The 18,710-nt window shown below is 57.3% G+C and carries 16 protein-coding genes and 1 pseudogene; 4 read left to right on the top strand and 13 right to left on the bottom strand.

Annotated features, from left to right (window positions below; genetic code table 11):
* Positions 1-106 precede the first annotated feature (106 nt).
* Positions 107-1,003, top strand: coding sequence for a LysR family transcriptional regulator (locus KW568_RS06265; protein ID WP_003254840.1), 897 nt, complete (start codon positions 107-109; stop codon positions 1,001-1,003).
* Between the two features lie 74 nt (positions 1,004-1,077).
* Here KW568_RS06265 and KW568_RS06270 read toward each other — a convergent pair whose 3' ends face one another.
* The 8 genes from KW568_RS06270 to KW568_RS06305 form a co-directional block, all read right to left on the bottom strand.
* A complete protein-coding gene (locus KW568_RS06270) occupies positions 1,078-1,947 on the bottom strand; it encodes an aldose 1-epimerase (RefSeq protein ID WP_003254837.1) in 870 nt (289 codons plus the stop codon).
* A gap of 24 nt (positions 1,948-1,971) precedes the next feature.
* Positions 1,972-2,895, bottom strand: a complete 924-nt coding sequence (locus tag KW568_RS06275; protein WP_003254835.1) for an EamA family transporter — start codon at positions 2,893-2,895, stop codon at positions 1,972-1,974.
* A gap of 54 nt (positions 2,896-2,949) precedes the next feature.
* Positions 2,950-4,230: a TRAP transporter large permease gene (locus tag KW568_RS06280; RefSeq protein WP_003254833.1), complete on the bottom strand. Its 1,281-nt coding sequence runs from the start codon at positions 4,228-4,230 to the stop codon at positions 2,950-2,952.
* Complete coding sequence (locus tag KW568_RS06285; RefSeq protein ID WP_003254832.1) at positions 4,231-4,758, bottom strand: TRAP transporter small permease; 528 nt, start codon at positions 4,756-4,758, stop codon at positions 4,231-4,233.
* A 66-nt stretch (positions 4,759-4,824) separates the two neighbouring features.
* Complete coding sequence (locus KW568_RS06290) at positions 4,825-5,796, bottom strand: TRAP transporter substrate-binding protein (RefSeq protein WP_003254830.1); 972 nt, start codon at positions 5,794-5,796, stop codon at positions 4,825-4,827.
* Between the two features lie 64 nt (positions 5,797-5,860).
* Positions 5,861-6,742 (bottom strand): glucurono-1,5-lactonase, encoded by an 882-nt coding sequence (locus tag KW568_RS06295; protein WP_004576810.1) that lies wholly within the window; start codon positions 6,740-6,742, stop codon positions 5,861-5,863.
* 22 nt (positions 6,743-6,764) lie between these two features.
* The gene (locus tag KW568_RS06300) at positions 6,765-7,571 is read right to left on the bottom strand and encodes an NAD(P)-dependent oxidoreductase (protein WP_004576811.1); all 807 of its coding nucleotides are present in this window, start codon (positions 7,569-7,571) and stop codon (positions 6,765-6,767) included.
* A 557-nt stretch (positions 7,572-8,128) separates the two neighbouring features.
* Complete coding sequence (locus tag KW568_RS06305) at positions 8,129-9,367, bottom strand: OprD family porin (RefSeq protein ID WP_004577198.1); 1,239 nt, start codon at positions 9,365-9,367, stop codon at positions 8,129-8,131.
* Between the two features lie 759 nt (positions 9,368-10,126).
* On the opposite strand from KW568_RS06305, the gene KW568_RS06310 reads away from it, so the two are divergent.
* Together KW568_RS06310 and KW568_RS06315 are read left to right on the top strand one after the other, a co-directional pair.
* Positions 10,127-10,366, top strand: a complete 240-nt coding sequence (locus tag KW568_RS06310) for a type II toxin-antitoxin system RelB/DinJ family antitoxin (RefSeq protein ID WP_004577199.1) — start codon at positions 10,127-10,129, stop codon at positions 10,364-10,366.
* Positions 10,356-10,643: pseudogene (locus KW568_RS06315) on the top strand (type II toxin-antitoxin system RelE family toxin). The gene KW568_RS06310 and the pseudogene KW568_RS06315 overlap by 11 nt, the downstream one beginning before the upstream one ends.
* Before the next feature lie 399 nt (positions 10,644-11,042).
* On the opposite strand, the gene istB reads toward KW568_RS06315, so the two are convergent.
* The 5 genes from istB to KW568_RS06340 form a co-directional block, all read right to left on the bottom strand.
* Positions 11,043-11,843 (bottom strand): IS21-like element helper ATPase IstB, encoded by an 801-nt coding sequence (gene istB / locus KW568_RS06320; RefSeq protein ID WP_013970780.1) that lies wholly within the window; start codon positions 11,841-11,843, stop codon positions 11,043-11,045.
* A complete protein-coding gene (istA, locus tag KW568_RS06325; protein WP_169725187.1) occupies positions 11,836-13,335 on the bottom strand; it encodes an IS21 family transposase in 1,500 nt (499 codons plus the stop codon). Before istA ends, istB begins: the two co-directional genes overlap by 8 nt.
* Positions 13,336-13,599: 264 nt before the next feature.
* Entirely contained in the window at positions 13,600-14,346 is a 747-nt protein-coding gene (locus KW568_RS06330) for a hypothetical protein (protein WP_024087626.1), read from the bottom strand.
* Positions 14,347-14,926: 580 nt separating this feature from the next.
* Positions 14,927-15,325 (bottom strand): nuclear transport factor 2 family protein, encoded by a 399-nt coding sequence (locus tag KW568_RS06335; RefSeq protein WP_024087625.1) that lies wholly within the window; start codon positions 15,323-15,325, stop codon positions 14,927-14,929.
* A 284-nt stretch (positions 15,326-15,609) separates the two neighbouring features.
* A complete protein-coding gene (locus KW568_RS06340) occupies positions 15,610-16,326 on the bottom strand; it encodes a TetR/AcrR family transcriptional regulator (protein ID WP_024087624.1) in 717 nt (238 codons plus the stop codon).
* Positions 16,327-17,529: 1,203 nt separating this feature from the next.
* Between KW568_RS06340 and KW568_RS06345 the strand changes: the two genes are divergently transcribed.
* Positions 17,530-18,534: an AraC family transcriptional regulator gene (locus KW568_RS06345; RefSeq protein ID WP_259537898.1), complete on the top strand. Its 1,005-nt coding sequence runs from the start codon at positions 17,530-17,532 to the stop codon at positions 18,532-18,534.
* Positions 18,535-18,710 lie beyond the last annotated feature (176 nt).

An 18,710-nucleotide genomic window follows, 5' to 3' on the forward strand; every position in this document is an offset into this window, starting at 1 on the left:
CAAGCCAGTCGTAGGAGCGGGCATGCCCGCGAAGAGGCCGGCACAGCTAACACCACGCATCCAGATGAACGATAATCCGCACGCCCCATTACCCTCAGGAGCCCGCATGGACCAGATCCACCTGATGAAGGTATTCGTCGCCGTCGGCGAGCTGGAAAGCTTCGCCGCGGCTGCCCGCCGTCTGGACATTTCTGCGGCCGCCGTCACCCGCGCCGTCAGCGCCCTGGAAGAGCAGCTCGGGGTCAAACTGTTGCTGCGCACAACACGCAGCGTGCGTCTGACCGAGGCCGGCGGCCGCTATCTGGAAGACACCCGGCACATCCTCGCCAGTATCCACGAGGCCAATGAAGCCGCTGCCGGCATCAACGCGACGCCCAGGGGCGACCTGGCGGTGACCGCGCCGATTTTGTTCGGCAAGAAGTTCGTCATGCCGTGCATCGTCCGTTACCTGCAGCAGTACCCGGAAGTCGACGTTTCCGCGTTTTTTCTCGACCGCGTGGTGAACATGGTCGAAGAGGGCATGGACGTGGCCGTGCGCATCGGGCCGTTGCCCGACTCCGGGTTGAAGGCGTTGCGGGTGGGCAGGGTGCGGCGCATGTTGTGTGCCTCGCCCGACTACCTGGCGCGCCATGGTGTGCCGAAGCACCCGTCGGACCTGGCCGGGCATGCGATAATCGGCACCACCAACCTGTCGCCGCGGGCGGGTTGGCGCTTCGGTGTGACCGACGAGCCGACCTTGGTGCGCATGAAGCCACGGCTGACGGTAACCAGCAATGACGGGGCAATCGCAGCTGCCAGCGGCGGGCTGGGGATTGCCCGGCTGCTGTCGTACCAGGTGGCGGACGAACTGGCCAGCGGGCAGTTACAGGTGCTGCTGGCCGAGTACGAAGAGGCGCCCTGGCCCATTCATGTGCTGCACCGCGAAAGCAAGTACGGCTCGGCCAAGGTCAGGGCCTTTATCGACATGCTGGCGCAAGACTTGCGCGATCAGCAGCTGGATTGAGGTCGTTCAGCGCGTCGAGAAATGGCGCCAGACAATGTTCGCTATCGTGACGGCCCTTTTTCAGGCAGCCCCGCTCACAACGCCCGATACTGCATCCTGAACCCCAGGGTCATTGCCTCCCCCCGGTTCAGCAACCGCAACCCTGGTCGCCCTGGCAGGTGATGCGCATTGATTGGGTGGCTAACAGGTTCAAAGCAGAAAAAACCTTGCCCCTGCGGGCAATACAGCAAGAAGTGTTCGGCCCCATTGGCACTGCACGCCAGTCGATAACCCGCGCTGGGCTGTTCGATCACACACTCCCCTGGCCAGCCATTGAAGGCGTGATCAACCACTGTCTCGGGTAAACGCCCCATGGCATTGAAGCGCCATTGTTCGGGCACCTCGGCCTGGTACGACGGCAACCGCCCATCCTCGGCCAGCCACACGTTGCGTGCCGATGCGTACAACTTGGTATCGGGATACCGCGGAAAGTAAGGGTGCAACCCCAACCCGTACCAGTTGGCCGACTCATCCAGATGGGTTACATGCAGGTCCAGGTTCAGGCACCCCTCATGCAGATGCACATCCAGCGTGGCCCGGTAAGCAAACGGCACAGCACTGTCTAGCGTCAGCCGTGCTCGCTGTTCACTGTGATGCTCCACCTGCCAGGCCTGCTGCCAGGCACTGCCATGGATCGGGTAAGGGTCATGCCCGGTATTGGGTGCCAGTGCCTGCCACCCCTCGGGTCGGGCAAAGCCACCCTCGCCAATGCGGTTGGACCAAGGCGCCAGTGGGTAGCAGGCGAGGCGTCGTGGCGTACCACTTTCCAGTGCGGCCAGGTCGGAATGGCGCAGCAGCGCTTGCCCGGTCGCTTTCACTTCCCAGTTGACCAGGCTGGCGCCCAACTCCGGAGCCAGGCTCAGACGGGTCAGGCGGTCCTGCAGGTGCAGTTCGGTCACAGACATTCAAGGCTCCATTTAAATGAACGATCAATTGGCCCGACGGTAGGTGAGCAGCACGATGCCGCACACCACCACCGCGCCGCCGAGTAATTGCAGGGTGCCCAGTTGCTGGTCGAGCAAGGCCCAGCCCAGCAGTAGCGTGGCGATGGGTTCGACGTTCATCACGGGGGCGTTCTGCGCCATGTTCAGCCTTGGCACACAAACGAACAGCAAGGTGAAGGCCAAGCCATACAGCACTACCAGGCTGGCCAAGGCCGCCCAGCCACTGCTGCTGCCTGGCAGTGACAAACCGGACGGCATCACGCCGCTTGCGCCTGCAACCAGCATGCTGGAGAACACGATCAGCAAAGTCAGCAGGCTGCGCACGGGGCCGCGCACGCTGGCCAGTTTATGGTCGGTGATCCACAAGGCGCAGGCAAAGGCACAGGCGGCGCCGAAGGCCAGACTGACCCCTGGCACCCAGTGCGGGTTGGCCGCAGCGCTGTCGGCCAGGCGTGCCGGGACATCCAGCGCCAGCACCAGGCCGCACAGGATCAGGCCCATGAACAGTACGGTGCGGCCCGTGGGGCGTGCGCCGCCCAGCGCCCAGGTGAGCAGCGCCAGCAGCATCGGGAAGGTGTTGCCCACCAGCAGCGCCAAAGCCACTGGAATACGCGCCACCGCCGAGTACAGGCACAGGCTCTGGGTGGCAATCAGCAGGCCGAGCAGCAGCTGCCACCGGCGCGCACCAGCGGGCAGGGCCAGGGCCTGGCGTTGCCACAGCAGCAGCCCGGCCAGTACCAGGAAGGTTATGCCAGAGCGGCAGAGGATGGCCAGCAGCACGCCGGTGCCGTCATCGAAGGCGATGCGCGCGGCGATGTGGTTGCCGGCGAATGAACAGGCCAGCAGGGCGAGCAAGGCGATGGCCAGTTTGCGGGGGAAAAGCGGTACAGCCGAGGAGGGGACAGCCATGTGCAGGATCCATTTGCAAGAGCCCAGGGGCCGCCAAGCGGCCCCCGTTCATAATTACAGCACCACGCTAGGCAGCCACAGCGAGATCGCTGGAATGTAAGTCACTGCCATCAGCACCAGGAACAGCGCCAGGTAGAACGGCATCAGCGCCTTCACCGTCGACTCGATACTCACCTTGCCGATGGCCGAGCCGACAAACAACACCGCTCCCACCGGCGGGGTGATCAGCCCGATACCCAGGTTCACCAACATGATCATGCCAAAGTGCACCGGGTCCACGCCGATACCGGTAATCACCGGCAGCAGGATCGGCGTAAGGATCAGGATCAGCGGCGCCATGTCCATCACCGTGCCCAGCAGCAACAACATGAAGTTGATGCACATCAGGATCACGTAGCGGTTGTCCGACAGGGTCAGGAACGCCGTGGTGATCTTCGACGGGATCTGCATCAGCGTCATTACGTAGCCGAAGCTGGCGGCAAAGCCGATCAGGATCATCACGATGGAGATGGTCCGTACTGTGCGGTGCATCAGCTTGGGCAGGTCGCGCCACTTGTAGTCGCGGTAGATGAACATGGTCACGAAGAACGACCACACCACTGCCACGGCTGCCGATTCGGTGGCGGTGAACACCCCCGACAGGATACCGCCGAGGATGATGACCATGGCCATCAGGCCCCACAGCGCCTCACCGGCAATTTTCAGCGCCTGGCGCAGCGGGATCACTTCGCCCTTGGGGTAGTTGCGCTTCTTGGCGAACAACAGGCACAGGCCCATCATCACCGCGCTCAGCAGCAGGCCGGGCATCACCCCCGCCATGAACAGCGAGGCGATCGACACCGTGCCGCCCGCCGCCAGCGAGTACAGCACCGAGTTGTGGCTGGGCGGGGTCAGCAGCGCCTGCACCGAGCCGCTGACGGTCACGGCGGTGGAAAATTCACGCGGGTAGCCTTTGCGCTCCATCTCCGGGATCAGCACCGAGCCCACCGAGGCGGTATCGGCTACCGACGAGCCGGAAATCGCACCGAAGAAGGTCGAGGCCATGATGTTGACCAGCGACAGCCCGCCACGCACGAAGCCCACCAGCACCCCGGCAAAGGCCACCAGCCGGCGTGACATGCCGCCTTCGGCCATGATCGCGCCGGCCAGCACGAAGAATGGAATGGCCAGCAGCGAGAACTTGTTAACCCCACTGGCCACCTGGATCATCATCGCCTGCAGCGGGATGTCGATCCACCAGGCGCCGATCAGTGCCGACAGGCCCAGGGCGTAGGCTACCGGCATGCCGATCAGAATCAGCACGATGAAACTGCCCAACAGAATGAACGCTTCCATTTACGCAGCTCCTTCGTTTTCTTCGACCAGATCAAAGCGCACGACCTTGCGGTTGCTCTGATCGCCCAGCAGGAGTTTTTCCAGCACGAACACCAGCGTCAGCACGCCGCCGACCGGGATCGGCGCGTAAGTCATGCCGACCCGCACACCGGGCAGCGAGGCCAGCGACTGGTTCCAGGTGGTGATGCACAGCCGGGTGCCGTAATAGGTCATGAACACGCACACCACGATCATCAGCAGTTGTACCAGCAGGGCGACCAGCTGGCGCTGCAGCGGCGGCAATCGGTCGGTAATCATCCCCACCGCCATATGCGCCCCGGCGCGATAGCTGGCGGCGGCACCAACGAAGGTGAATACCACCATCAGCAGGATAGAGACTGGCTCTGGCCAGCTGGAGCCGGTGCCCAGCACGTAGCGGGCGAAGATGCCCCACGGGATGATCAGCGTCATGGCCAGGATCGACAGGCCCGCGATCCAGATGCAACTGCGGTACAGCGTGTCGTTCACGCTCAGGAAAAGCGATTTCATAGGCATCACCAAAGCGGCAGGGCGGCGGCGGCCGCACTGCCGAGGTCGTCTTGGAAGGGGCTGGTATTACTGGACGGCGTCGATACGCTTCATCAGGTCGGCGTACGGCGCGCCGTACTTCTCGCGTACCGACGCGGTGGCTTCGAAGAACGGTTTCTTATCGACAGTGATGAACTCGACACCGGCGGCCTTGAGCTTCTCTTCGCTGGCGGCAGACTTGGCGTCCCACAGCGCACGCTCTTCCATCTGTGCTTCGCGCGCGACCTTTTTCACCAGCACCTGCTGCTCCGGAGTGAGCTTGTTCCAGGTGGTCTTGGACATCACCACCGGCTCCGGCAGGATCAGGTGGCCGGTCAGGGTGTAGTACTTGGCGCTCTGGAAATGGTTGTGCTCAAGCAAGGTCGGCGGGTTGTTCTCGGCGCCGTCGATCACCCCGGTTTGCAGGGCACTGAAGATTTCCCCGGTGTCCATGGCGATACCGTTGCCGCCCATGGCGTTCATCATGTCGATGAACAGCGGGTTGCCCTGTACGCGAATCTTCATGCCTTTGAGGTCTTCCAGGCTGCGCACCGGCTTTTTGGTGTAGATGCTGCGCGAGCCGCCGTCCATCCAGGCCAAGGCCACCAGGTTGAAGTCGGAGTTGGTGATCTTGTCGAGGATCTCCTGGCCGATCTCGCCATCGATGATCTTGCGCATGTGCTCATGGTCGCGGAACACGAACGGCATGTTGAACACGTTCACATCCGGCACTACCGGGCCGACGATGCCCAGGCTGACGCGGGTCATCTGCACGGCGCCGATCTGAGCCTGTTCGATCACTTCCTTTTCCGATCCCAGCACGCCGCCGGCGAACATCTTGAAGGTAATGTCGCCATTGCTGGCCTGTTCCAGCTTTTTACCCATGTTCTGCTCGGCGACCACGGTCGGGTAGCCGGCCGGGTGGATTTCGGCGAACTTGATGTCCAGCGCCGAGGCGGGCATGGCCACGCTGAAGGCGAACGGGAGTACGGCAAGAAGCAGCTTGCGTTTGAACGTCATGATGAAACTCCGTGGTTTTTATTATCCGGTTTCGGGCGTGCAAGTGTGGGTGTGGCAGTGGGGCTCAGCCCCGGTAGGCAGGTTCCTCCAGGCCCTTGGTGCCAGGGTTGAGGGCAAATACCCCGCCAGCCAGTGGCTGGTCGCCGAGGTCGATGCCCGCGGGGCGGATCGAGGTGACGTACAGGGTGTCGAGGTCGGCGCCACCAAAGGCGCACATGGCCGGCTTGTTCACCGGCACGCTGAGCGAGCGGTCGAGGCGCCCGTCAGGGGTGAAGCGGTGAACTTGCCCGGCGTCGTTGCCGCAGATCCAGTAGCAGCCATCCTGGTCGATCGCGGCGCCGTCGGGGCGCCCTGGGTAGCCGCGCATGTCGACGAACAGCCGCTTGTTGTGCGGCGTGCCGCTGTCGGTGTCGTAGTCGAAGGCCCACACCTTCTGCACGTTGGGGTGTGAGTCGGACAGGTACATGCGCATGCCGTCGGGGCTGAACGCCAGGCCGTTGGGCACGATCATGCCGTCCTGCTGCAGGTGCAGGTGGCCTTCGCCGTCATGCCGGTACAGCGCACCCACATGGGCGCCTTGCTGCATGTCCAGCAGCATGGTCCCGGCCCAGAAGCGGCCCTGACGGTCGCAGCGGCCATCGTTGAAGCGCATGCCGGCCTGGGCGTGCTGCACGTTGCTGAGCAGCCGGCTGTCCAGGCTGCCGTCCGCCCTGGCCTGGAGCTGAAAGATGCCGCTTTCCATACCCGCAACCCAGCCCTGACCGCTGCGGGCGATGCAGGCCAGCATCTCGTCGCCTTGCCAGAACTGGTGTTTGCCATCGGCCGCTTGCCAGCGATGCAATTGGCGAGCGGGAATGTCTACCCAGTACAGGGCCTGTTCACCGGGGTGCCACACAGGGCTTTCGCCGGTACCGTTACGGGCGTCGACGATCAGTTCGCAGTTCATGGCCGTGCCTCCTGGCGTGGGGTCAGTTGAACGGGCCGGCCACGGCGAAAGCGCCGCCCTGGTAGACCATGCTCGGGTCATCGGCGGCGGGTGCCGGTTGGGCCTCCACGGCTGCGCGGAAGGCTTCCGAGCTGTCCTTGGGCACATAGCCCAGGTGCGCGGCATGGCGGTTGTCCCACCACACGGTGCGATTGTCGGAGGCGCCGTAGACGATGGTATGGCCAACGTCGGGCGTCGATAGGCCACGTTCGATCAGTTGCACCAAGTCGTCATAGCTCAGCCAGGTGCAGAGCATGCGCGGGTTCTGTGGCTGCGGGAACGACGAGCCGATGCGAATGCTGACGGTCTCGATGCCGTAGCGGTCAAAGTAGAAGCTGGCCACATCTTCGCCGTAGCACTTGGACAGCCCGTAATAGCTGTCGGGACGGCGTGGCGCGTGAGCGTCGATGCGCTCATCCTGGCGGTAGAAACCGATGGTGTGGTTGGAGCTGGCGAAGATGATGCGCTTGACCCCATGCTTGCGCGCCGCCTCGTACACGTGGAACACGCCGCAGATGTTGGGGCCGAGAATCTCTTCGAAGGCGTGCTCGGTAGAAACCCCGCCGAAGTGGATGATGACGTCCACGCCTTCGACCAGTGCATGCACCGCAGCCTTGTCGGCCAGGTCGCAGGTGATGACTTCCTCATGCGGGCCAGCAGCAGGCGCCATGGGGCTTATGTCGGAAAGGCGCAGGACCTCGGCGTAGCCTTTCAGGCGTTCGCGAAGGACCTTGCCCAGGCCGCCTGCGGCTCCAGTGAGCAGCAGGCGATTGAAGGGGGTAGTGGTCATGGCCGGCTCTTGTTGTTAGTTGTTGTAGGTTGTCGTATGACTTGAGTGATTATTGGCGGTGGTTCTGTGTGTTGTCAATGAGGCTTGGGCGGCTTTTGCCGGCCTTTTCGCGGATAAGAAAATGCGAAAGGCCTGCGCGGTCGCCCGTAGGAGCGGGTTTACCCGCGAATGGGCCGGCCCTGCTGGCCAATCTCCACCCGCCGTTTACCGTTGTCGCCGCCACCGTATTCGCGGGTAAACCCGCTCCTACACCAGATCGAGGGTGGACACAGGTCGGTGGTTGGGCGCAGGCCGTCGTGTAGGAGCGGGTTTACCCGCGAAGAGGCCGGCCCTGCTGGCCAATCTCCACCCGCCGTTCGCCGTTGCCGCCGCTACCGTATTCGCGGGTAAACCCGCTCCTACACCTGATCGAGGGTGGACACAGGTCGGTGGTTGGGCGCAGGCCGTCGTGTAGGAGCGGGTTCACCCGCGAAAGGGCCGGCCCTGCTGGCCAATCTCCACCCGCCGCTCACCGTTGCCGCCACCACCGTATTCGCGGGTAAACCCGCAGGTCTTGATCAGAGCAACGACAATGGGTAGTTGAAGATCAACCGGTTCTCGTCAAACTCGTTATTGCTGTAATCCCGGCGAATCGACGAGTTACGCCATTTCACACTCAAATCCTTGAATGCCCCGCTCTGGATCACATACGCAAGCTCCGTTTCACGCACCCACTCCTTGCCATCGGTCACCCCCCCGCTGTGCACATCGCGACCGCTGATGTAGCGGTTCATCAAGGTCAGCCCTGGCACCCCGACGGTGACGAAGTTGAAGTCATGGCGCACCTGCCACGAACGCTCGTTGGCATTGTCGAAGCTGGAGTTGTAACTGTCGTTGGCCAAGGTCCCGCCACTGGTGCCGTTCACCCGCATCCAGGTATCACCATCGACTTTCTGCAGCCCCACCCAGAAGGTGCTGCCACCGTACTTGGCCGAGAACATCCCCGAGTAGGTCTTGTTGTCCAGCTGCCCGGCGCGTTCGGAGCCGTCCTCGTCGCCATGGAAGTAGCCCAGGTTCGCACCCAGGGTCCAGTCACCCACCGGCTGGCTGTGGCTCAGTTGCAGGTATTGCTGCTGGTACACGTCCTTCAGCACCGCATTCCAAAGCCCCACCAGCGTGCGGTCCTGGTTGAACTTGTACTCGCCGCCGACGAAGTTGAAACGGTCCGACACGCCGCCGCCGTAGCTCATGTCTTCCATGCTCGCGTCGTTACGCGGGCTGTTGCCGCGGAACTGGCCGCCGTACAGGGTCAGCCCTGCGATTTCGTTGGAGGTAACCTGCCCGCCACGGAACGTCTGTGGCAACGAACGCCCGTCGTCCGAACGCAGAATCGGCAGTACCGGCATCCATTCACCGATCTTCAGTTCGGTCTTGGAAATACGCGCCTTGCCCGCCACTGCCAGGCGCCCGTAGTCGTCTGCCGGCTTGCCATCGTCATGGCGTGGCAGCAACGCCGTGCCATAGGTACCGCCACCGCCGTCGAGTTTGACCGACCACAGCCCCAGCACATCCACGCCGAAGCCGATTGGCCCTTCGGTGAACCCCGAGCGGGCATCGAGGATGAAGCTTTGCGTCCACTCCTCGGCCTTGCTCTGTGGGTTGCTGGGGTTGGTGAAGTTGCGGTTGATGTAGAAGTTGCGCAGCCCGAGGGTGGCCTTGCTGTCCTCGACAAATCCCGCTGCCAGGCTGGTGCCCGGCAGGCCGGCGATAACCCCGGCGCCAAGCAGGGCGAAGGGTAGGGTGTGGCAGATTTTCATTATTGTTGTGCTCCCTAAGGGTGTGGCAGCCCGTCCACCGGGCACGCGCAAGCGGCCTGCGGCAGGGGCGGGTAGATAACGGGCCGGTCAGGGCCAGGGGTGAATGCGCGGTAACCGGGCGCTACGTACTGGCAGGTTTACGCGAGCTGGCCGGGGGAAGAGGGGTATGCAACAGACGTAGGTGTAGCGGGATGGATGTCGACATGAGTTCGTCCACTGATTGTTGTTTTTGTTATGCGTTGTCGTACAACTGTGGGCGATTATTAGCAAGGGGGAGGAGGGCTGTCAACGGCTGATCGCAGAGCAAATAGGGTACTAGACGCCAAAAACTGAGCGGCAGAGGCTCTACCCTGAACGCGCTGCAGACATACTACAACTGCCATGCACCATGCCACGCACGTACACGATCTACTGGTAGGCGCGGGCTTGCCCGCGAACACGGGTAAAGCCCGTGCCATCCACCCCATTGGCCGCCTCGCACCGCAAACCGGGGGCAGGGTTAAAAATCAAATCGTAACTGCGGTGGCCCCATCCCCGAGCCTGCGCTATCTTCAGATCTGGCCTCGCCCTTGACCACGTAGACTGGCATGTCCAGTCCCGGCATCCTTGCTGGTGCCGTACCCCTCCTGTCGGCAGGGGCGAGGCCTCTTCATTTGAAGGGAATGGCGCTGTGGTCACTTCCGGCAGACAAACTGCCATTGCAGAGTCCCCACGATCAGTGCATTGTAATGACAATCGTCTTTACATGAGGGCTATGTCATGGCTTCTATCAATATCCGCGTCGACGATGATCTCAAAGCCCGCGCCTACAAAGAGCTCGATCGCCTCGGTGTCACCCCCTCCGAACTCATGCGCCAGGCCCTGCAATATGTAGCTGAGCGGGGCAAGCTACCCTTCCGGCCGGTCCTGATGACCGAGGAAGATGAAGACCTCATTGCCACTGTACAAGAGCGGCTTGCTTCTCCGCAGCGCGTGAGGGTACAGCTGGATGACCTATAGCCTCGACTTCGATGCCCGCGCATTGAAAGAGTGGAAGAAGCTGGGCGATACCGTGCGTCAGCAGTTCAAGAAGAAACTGGCAGAGCTCCTGCTGAAACCTCGAATCGAGGCAAACCGCCTTTACTCGCTGCCAGATTGCTACAAGATATAGCTTCGCAGCAGCGGGTACAGGCTGGTTTATCAGGTCATTGACCAAGAGATCGTGGTTTTTGTCGTCGCTGTCGATCGCCGTGAGCGGGACCAAGCTTACAAAAAGGCTGCTGAGCGACTTGAGTAGGCCTATAGGGTTTGGCAGCCCCAGGCCGAAATCTCCAAGGTAAAACACCGCCTCAAAGCTAGAGCTGTGCTTCGGTGGGAGCGGGCTTGCCCGCGAAGAATCCGACTCGGTGTATGGCACCGGCTTCGCCGGTGTTCGCGGCGGTTCTACGCCTCGATGAACCCGCACAGCTCCCCCATCAGCCCAGAGGGCTCATTGCTAAGTCAGGCAGACCAGCTTGCCAGGTAACCCCGGCAAACTGCGATTGTCGGCGCTGATTGAAAACTGACCCACCCTGCCGATTGAAAAATGACCCAGGGCTGCTTGCCGATTTAGACCCCGGCAATTGTGGATAAGCCTAGCAGTCGACAGCGTCGTGAAAGTGCTGACCCTGCACTCAGCAAGGCCAGCCCAAAGAGGTCAAAACGGGTCGTCCTCCGATTCCTCGACATCCTGCCGTCTGCGCTCCCTCGCCTGGATCTTGGTCTTGGCCACCAAGGTGCTGTTTTGCAGGCGGTATGATTCATTCCCCGTCTCGACGATGTGGCAGTGGTGTGTCAATCGGTCGAGCAAGGCCGTGGTCATCTTGGCGTCGCCAAATACGCTCGACCACTCGGCGAAGCTGAGGTTGGTGGTGATGATCACGCTGGTGTGCTCGTAAAGCTTCGAAAGCAGGTGGAACAGCAGGGCTCCGCCGCTCTGACTGAAAGGTAGGTAGCCAAGCTCATCAAGGATTACCAGATCTGCACGCAGTAGTCCTCGGGCGATACGCCCTGTCTTGCCCTCATGTTTTTCACGCTCCAGCAGGTTGACCAGATCGACTGTGGAGTGAAAACGCACACGCTTGTTATGTTGGGTGATGCCGGCCACTGCCAAGGCAGTAGCGAGGTGCGTTTTACCGGTGCCAGGGCCACCGATGAACACCACATTTTGCGCTGTGTCGGTGAAGGCCAGAGTGGACAGTTCCCTGATCAATCGGACATCGGCGCTGGATACACCGAAGTCGAAGCCAGCCAGGTCACGGTGCATGGGCAGTTTCGCCATGCTCATCTGATGATGCACCGAGCGTACTGCTCGGTCGGCGTGCTCTTGATCAAGGAGATGCTCGATCAGCCATTTCGATGACGCAGTGGAAGATTCGCCTTGTGCGGCCAGCTCTGCCCAGGCATCGGCCATGCCGTGCAGGCGTAAGTCTTTGAGTTCCTCTGTGAGATCACGCATTGCGCACCTCCTCATCCGTGCTGCGCAACCGGTCATAGCGTGCGGTATTGGCAACAGGGGTAACGTTCAGTTGCAGGTTGGTTTCGACCGAGGGTGGTGCTTCACGAGCGGTCAGACGGGCCACGATGTTGAGGATGTGGTCAGCGCTCAGGCTGCCAGACTCCAAAACCAGCTCAACCGCTACGAGAACAGCATCCAGGCCAGCGATGGGCACGGCGGCCAAGACCTGGGTCATAACCCGGTCACCCTGTAGATTCCGCAGCAGCCCGCGCCTGAGCAGGCGTAGTGGCTTAGGCAGATCGGCAAACGGGGCACCATTGCGTAGGGCCCCCGGTTTGCGTTCAATGAGGGGGATGTAGTGTTGCCAGTCGTAGCTGACCTGATCGCGATCAAACAGGCGCTCATGGCTAGCAATCACACCCTCATCGGCAATCACGACGATTCGCGAGGGATAGAGCCGACTGCTGACCCACTGGCCAACACGCTCACAGGGTACTGAATAGCGGTTGCGAGCCACGTTGATCAGACAGGTGCTGGAAACGCGAACCGTGCGTTCTACATATCCGTCGAAAGGCGTCGGCATCGGCATCATTTCGACGCGCTCCAATTCCAAGACTTCTGCGACGGTAAGGCCGTTGTACTGCGGATGAATCAGCTCATGCCAGAGAGCCCGGCAGCGCTGGGCAAGCCAGGCATTCAACTCTTCGAAGCTATGGAAAGTATTGTCGCGGGCGGACAGCCAGATGCGGCGCCGACTGTCTTGGACATTCTTTTCGACGATACCTTTTTCCCAGCCGGACGCTACGTTGCAGAAGTCCGGGTCGAACAGGTAGTGCGAGCACATCACCATGAAGCGAGCATTGACCGTGCGGCCTTTACCCTTGGAGACCTTGTCGACCGCAGTTTTCATGTTGTCGTAGATGCCGCGACGCGGCACGCCACCTAAGGCGGCGAATGAGCGGGTATGGGCATCGAACAGCATTTCATGCCCTTGGCTGGGATAGGCCACTAGCCAGAAAGCTCGGCTGGCACATAGCTTCATGTGCGCGACCTGGACGCGCCTGAAAACACCGCCAACCAGCAGGCCTTCCTCGCTCCAATCGAACTGGAAGGCCTCGCCCAAGGCGAATGCCAACGGCACAAATGCCCGTACCGCCTTGCCTTGCTCTCCGCGCCAATGACGAACGAAGGCAGTGAGCTGGCTGTAGCCGCCGTCATAGCCTTCAGCGCGGATCATGGCCAGCAGCGCCTTGGCACTGCGACGATGTTGCTTGGCCCTTAAGGCATCAGCCCGCAGCGCTTGCTCCAACATCTCGTGAAAGGGACTGAGCTTGTTGAACACGGCTCGACGCTGATAAACCGGCTGTTTGGACTCCGGCGCTCTGACCCATTTTCGGATGGTGTTGCGCGACAGTCCGGTGCGCTTGGCTATCTCATGCAACGACAGCTTGTCGCGGAAATACATCCGCCGAATTTTGCCCATCATTTCCATGCTGATCACCCTGTGTTCTCCTGCTCAAAAATTGAGCAGGTGCAGTGGAACACCTGGGTCAGTTTTCAGTCAGCACAACGGGCGAAACTGGGTCAGTTTTCGGTCAGCGGCAACAGTGTTCCAGTGACGAGTGAGTCTTGGCTGGACATTCTGGTCACTCCTGGCGCTGGTTGGCGCGTGATGGGAAGTAACCTGAATTCAACATCTGAAAGTGAACAATGTCATTGCAACGCAATCAAGAGGGTTGCAGTGCAATACTCCAAATTATGTTCGGGAAAGGCTACGCCTGCCGGCTGCAAATTTCTCGTCCAGCGAACGCTTACTCAACCCTGGCACGCCACTGTAATGTGCAGTTATAGAATCGACGATGGCTGCTTGGTTGTCGAATATCGAATGTCGTCTTCCTGCCTCGGATGAGCTCAGCATCGTGTTTACCAATGCTCCGATCACGTTAAGAAAGCTTGCTTTGCTTTGGTCGCTGAGGTGCTTTCCATTTTCAGCAAGTGCGCGTAGGTTCTCGCGTTCTATACCTGCGGACTGAAGTTCGATCATTAGCGTCTGAAGTGTTGCTTCGGCTGCTTTTAATTGTACTTCTAGCGCTTCTCTATCTGCTTGCAAGGTCAGGTATGTCTCGTAGCGTATATTTTCCTGCTCAGTAGGGAGGCCAAATAAAAAAAACGGTCGCTGATCCGGATGGTGGTTGAACATCCACCATTTCAGGTCCGAATGCCTGATGGTCAGCAGTTTGTAATCAATTGGCGTGCCTGAGGGAACGGTCGTACCTAAAGCGCCATAACGTAGCTCATGATTTCGAATCGCGTCGAGAATTTTTTCAGTAGTAGCGTGTAGGCATGGCCACTGCGGGAAAGCTTTGGCGAGTAGAGCAGGGCACTCCCACGAGGACCCGAGGATCTGGGTTTCAAAAGCGATTAAGTCGCACCAGCGGATTGCAACGTCAATGGGTCTATAGAACAGCTTGGCAAGAGGATTGAATCCGTTCGATGTGTACATAGGGCAGCCTTTTAAAAAGGGCAGGCCCCGCTAGGTACAGTCTAAATGTTGGCGGTCATGGCCAAGGCTTCCGTGCGGTTGCTGTCCTAATATCGCAGTGAGTAACTAAGTCGTCATTGTCTCTTTCTTTGCAGTTCAAATAATTAAACGTTGTAGAGGTATTGCCTCGACTAGGGCGATTTTCTATCAGGGAATAATTCACGAAAAATGATGTAATTTGTAAATCGCGGATATTGATATGAACTATCGGCCTGGCATCGTTTCTGGTTTTTTTATGTGTCCAAGCAGCTGTGCAGTTGGGACGGTTTAGGAAGAAAATGATTAGTCCAGTGCATGTCGAAAAGTCTCGCTAATAAAACTGGTCATCTGTCAGAAGTGAGCATTTGTCTTCCGACGCTAGCATCTTAAGACTGACAGCTTATTTCCTAGTCGGACCAGCGTGGCACTCATCTTCTAGCCGGTGAGTGCCGCCATCTAGCACAAGTAGGAGCGTATTCGGAGCCCATTCTATCCGTTAATAGTCTAGAGTCGTAAATGACGCCAAGGTATGAAGCGATATATGCTGGTGGGAAGGACAGACTCAAGACTGAAAGAGCGCTTCCTTAGCCTTGCTATAAGCAAGTTTCGCAATAATTTTACCTTCACGGAAATGTAGAAGATCTAGCCCTCGCAACGATGTGGATACTCCATTCAGATGCATATCGCACCGCCACCGTATCATTATTTTGCTCGAATCAGCATCAACGAAAAGATCCTCTCCTACATACTCAATTTTTCCGAAAGAACCGTCAAAAAAAGGTGCCAAGGCCTGACGTATTTCCACCTTACCGATATGGCTCCCACCATAGATATCTTCGTAGACTGCGTCATCGCTAAAAAAAGCCATGACGACCTCGAGATTAACGGCATTATTTGCCTCAACAAACCTCTGGGTCGCTTGCGTCAGCGTTGCTCTTTCGGAAGATGTCGTGTTATCCAATTCAAATCACCTTTGCATTAAAAGTTATTTAACCGCCACTGCGACGGTCTATAATCATAAACACAGTATGTCTGCTGGGGATTGACATCAAACGCCAAATTTTTTGACTCGGCGCGACATTGATTTTTTGTGGTTGGTGCAGAGTTCGTTATATTTGCAGATGGAGAGGGTGAAATACCAAAAAAATTGCATATGAGCGTCGAGTGCAGTATGAGTAGTAAATTTCAGGGGGCGGAGTTGTCTGCCCCTTGAGTGGCACTTGGGAGATCTATTGAAGTGAAATTTTATTTATACTTGTCTTGAGTTGCTTGCTTGAGAGAGTTGATGCCGCCCGTGATAAATATCGTCATTCTTTCAACAATGTCATCTTCTGATTCTGCGTGAAGGTGTCCGTCAGTAAGCTCACCAATACGATCAACGCCTCTCAGCATATAAAGAATCATGGAAACCATAAATACTGCTCCCCAACTCACGGCAGCTGCGTCGTCTTCACCCTCACATTCCATAATTTCATGAATGAAGGCCTTTAATGTATGATCATATAGCTCTTTCCTCAAGGGTACGGCCACCTCTTCAGGTTCGCTAGCTAGCCGGGACTGCAAGCGTGCAAAATGCATCCATGCTTGTCCTCCTTCCCTGTGTTCAAATTGTGGTCTTAAGTAGGTTCGCACGATGTCATAGGTATTATAGCCTTCAGGACGGGATTTAAGTTCATCAAGGTAGTTCTGACGCTTCTTGTCTATATCGGACAATCCCCGTCGATATACTTCCATAAAAAGATTCTGTTTCGTTCCGTAGTAATAAGTAATTAGTGCTTGAGTAACGTTTGAGTTTTGCGCTATTTGCTTAAGGGTCGCTCCTAGGAACCCGTGCATAGCGAAAACCTTTTCAGCCTCATTTAAGATGAGCTCTTTATTAACGACCTCGCCGAGTTCAGAGAATCGGCGCCTACCGAGTTTAGGCCCAACTGCGGAATTTTGTGCTGATTTCGAGTCTGCCATAGGATTTTCCAGCTGGATTATAAAATAATCAGGGGATTATACATTGAAAATTTAGGGTTTTAAATACCCTCGGTTGACATGGTGAGATTTGGGGGGGGAGGATGTTTAACTAGGAAGTATGAGCATATTCTAATCTTGCATTTCACCAGAACGCTTGCGCTAATAGATTGTCGGGCTAATGTTGTTGCTGTTAGGGTGTAAGTCATTAGCTGGCAGGATGTGTAATTTAAGTGTGTCTCTCGGTGGGGGGGACTGCTCTAAAGTAAAGCATAGCCCGTACTGCTCGGGCTTGATTATATTTTTAGAAAGCTTGCCGATACTCTTGGCTATTAATTATTTATACTTCGCGGATATCGAGCTATCTATACTCGTTCAATTGTTCTGATATGTCTTTTGTTGGTTATTCGAACGTCGAAGCTTTTGTTGCGAGCATCACCTGTCAATGTACGGGGCTGGATATCTAGCTTGAAGGTGGGAGGGCTCTAAGACCTTTCGCGAGAGGTTCTCAGATTGAGGCAGTACCACGCGGGGACGCAGCACGCAGGTCCGGTTCGGGGAAGCGTAAGAGCTCTAGTGATGAGTCCAATTGAGCGCATAGCTGTAGCCGGGGGTATGGCGTGCGGTAGGGCGCGAGTCTCACCAGTTTCTCATTCGTCCCAGATAACAGCGGAATGAGCTGAGGCTCCGGGAATGGTGAGACGTCTGAAGGCCGGACTCGTGTGGGATATTGCTGTGTGGTCTAGTGACGTCATTCACCAGTCTCCTCTCGTCTCCCGAACGTCCCAGGACCGGGACGTGCATTGAGTTTTGAGGCTGAGGGATGTTGATTGTCAACATTCAGTGAGGCACCAGAAAACTGGTTCGATGCATTCGGGCTGGTTTGATGCGTCACGAGGTGCAATTAGCCGCTGGCATCATCTAGGATGTTGAATTTACTAAGGTATTGATAACACTGTGATCTGTGGCGCATTATCTCACAGGTGATGCGAGCGTTGCGAAATGACGCCCATGGAAGCGCTAGAGCGGAATTCACGACGTTAGCTGCTGAAGCAGAGAGCTCGCCAGCTTGGGGGAGGATTTTGGCCCCTCGCGTAGGTCGGCCTGGCACCAATATTCTCGTCTGAGAAAAAATACTCAATGGACTTAATCGTATAAACGTCAGTCACGATACATCTAGAAATAACAAGAATTCGGAGCTGCCAAATGAGTGGAAGAGACACAACCCAGATCGCGGAGACAGTACTCAGTCCTTTTCAAGAGCTCATTGAGCCTTATCTTGAACGGGTCGGTCTCGAAAAATCAATATTGGCAGATCCGGATATGGAAATACCGGATCGAAAATTCGTCGAATTATTAGAGCTGATTTCCAAAGAGCAAGATGATTTTATTGGCATACATATGGCAATGAAGCTTCGGTCACGTAACTGGGGGATATTTGGCCACGCGGTTCGCAATGCTCCAGATGTAGCGACTTTTCTGAACGTTATGGCTGGTTTTGTCAATGTTTTCTCCCAAGCTGTAGAAGAAAGGTTCGTCGAGACAAGTGACGCTATTGGGCTTAGCTATCGTTTGATCGACTCTTCTATAGGGTATCGTCGGCAAGATTCTGAGTTTTCTATAACGGCAATTATTATAATGCTTCGTGAAGCAACAGGCATGGAAATAAAAGCGAAACAGGTCCGATTTGAACACTCCGGATCTGCTGGGGCGAAACTATATAAAGAGGTTTTTGGTGTAGCTCCCAAATTCCAACAATCTATAAATTCGATCATGTTTAGCCGTTCGGTGTCGGCCATTCCAATCGTTGATGCCGATCCCAGATTGTATCGCCTTTCTATGCAATATTTAAAGGAAAGGCTATTGGAGCGCCGGGTGGAACGCAGCGTAATTGTCAGGGTATCACATATCGTCGGGCGCAAGCTGGCTGACGGGGTGCCGACATTGGCAGAGGTGGCGGACGCTATGCATATGAGTGAGAGAACGCTACAGCGCCGCTGCAGAGAGGAGGGTGTCGATTTCCTGCACCTTGTTGACGATATACGGAGAAACACGGCTATTGATCATCTTAAGAATAGCGAAAAAAACCTTACAGATATAGCTTCTGAGCTTGGTTACTCTCAACTAAGCGCATTCAGTCGGGCGTTCCGTCGCTGGACTGGATTAACGCCGATGGAGTACCGAAATACTTATAATAAACGCATGCTTTGATATCTAATGGCATTTTTAATTTGATACTTGTCCTGTTGTAGGCTGTTATAGATTGAAAGATTTCCTTTGTTTTACGGTGTTGGTCTTGGAGGTTGCTTTTTGGATAAAAAATATCTACTTATGCCCGCTTAAGCGCGTAATAAATCGGCGCGCTTGGCAAGGTCGCTTTTATCAAG

The sequence above is a fragment of the Pseudomonas sp. HD6515 genome (assembly GCF_024971855.1).
GTDB classification, from domain to species: domain Bacteria; phylum Pseudomonadota; class Gammaproteobacteria; order Pseudomonadales; family Pseudomonadaceae; genus Aquipseudomonas; species Aquipseudomonas alloputida.

Excerpts from the sequence above, each read along its gene's own strand:
- KW568_RS06265 (WP_003254840.1), top strand. The coding sequence starts at position 107 with ATGGACCAGATCCACCTGATGAAGGTATTCGTCGCCGTCGGCGAGCTG.
- KW568_RS06270 (WP_003254837.1), bottom strand. The coding sequence starts at position 1,947 with ATGTCTGTGACCGAACTGCACCTGCAGGACCGCCTGACCCGTCTGAGC.
- KW568_RS06275 (WP_003254835.1), bottom strand. The coding sequence starts at position 2,895 with ATGGCTGTCCCCTCCTCGGCTGTACCGCTTTTCCCCCGCAAACTGGCC.
- KW568_RS06280 (WP_003254833.1), bottom strand. The coding sequence starts at position 4,230 with ATGGAAGCGTTCATTCTGTTGGGCAGTTTCATCGTGCTGATTCTGATC.
- KW568_RS06285 (WP_003254832.1), bottom strand. The coding sequence starts at position 4,758 with ATGAAATCGCTTTTCCTGAGCGTGAACGACACGCTGTACCGCAGTTGC.
- KW568_RS06290 (WP_003254830.1), bottom strand. The coding sequence starts at position 5,796 with ATGACGTTCAAACGCAAGCTGCTTCTTGCCGTACTCCCGTTCGCCTTC.
- KW568_RS06295 (WP_004576810.1), bottom strand. The coding sequence starts at position 6,742 with ATGAACTGCGAACTGATCGTCGACGCCCGTAACGGTACCGGCGAAAGC.
- KW568_RS06300 (WP_004576811.1), bottom strand. The coding sequence starts at position 7,571 with ATGACCACTACCCCCTTCAATCGCCTGCTGCTCACTGGAGCCGCAGGC.
- KW568_RS06305 (WP_004577198.1), bottom strand. The coding sequence starts at position 9,367 with ATGAAAATCTGCCACACCCTACCCTTCGCCCTGCTTGGCGCCGGGGTT.
- KW568_RS06310 (WP_004577199.1), top strand. The coding sequence starts at position 10,127 with ATGGCTTCTATCAATATCCGCGTCGACGATGATCTCAAAGCCCGCGCC.
- istB (WP_013970780.1), bottom strand. The coding sequence starts at position 11,843 with ATGCGTGATCTCACAGAGGAACTCAAAGACTTACGCCTGCACGGCATG.
- istA (WP_169725187.1), bottom strand. The coding sequence starts at position 13,335 with ATGGAAATGATGGGCAAAATTCGGCGGATGTATTTCCGCGACAAGCTG.
- KW568_RS06330 (WP_024087626.1), bottom strand. The coding sequence starts at position 14,346 with ATGTACACATCGAACGGATTCAATCCTCTTGCCAAGCTGTTCTATAGA.
- KW568_RS06340 (WP_024087624.1), bottom strand. The coding sequence starts at position 16,326 with ATGGCAGACTCGAAATCAGCACAAAATTCCGCAGTTGGGCCTAAACTC.
- KW568_RS06345 (WP_259537898.1), top strand. The coding sequence starts at position 17,530 with ATGAGTGGAAGAGACACAACCCAGATCGCGGAGACAGTACTCAGTCCT.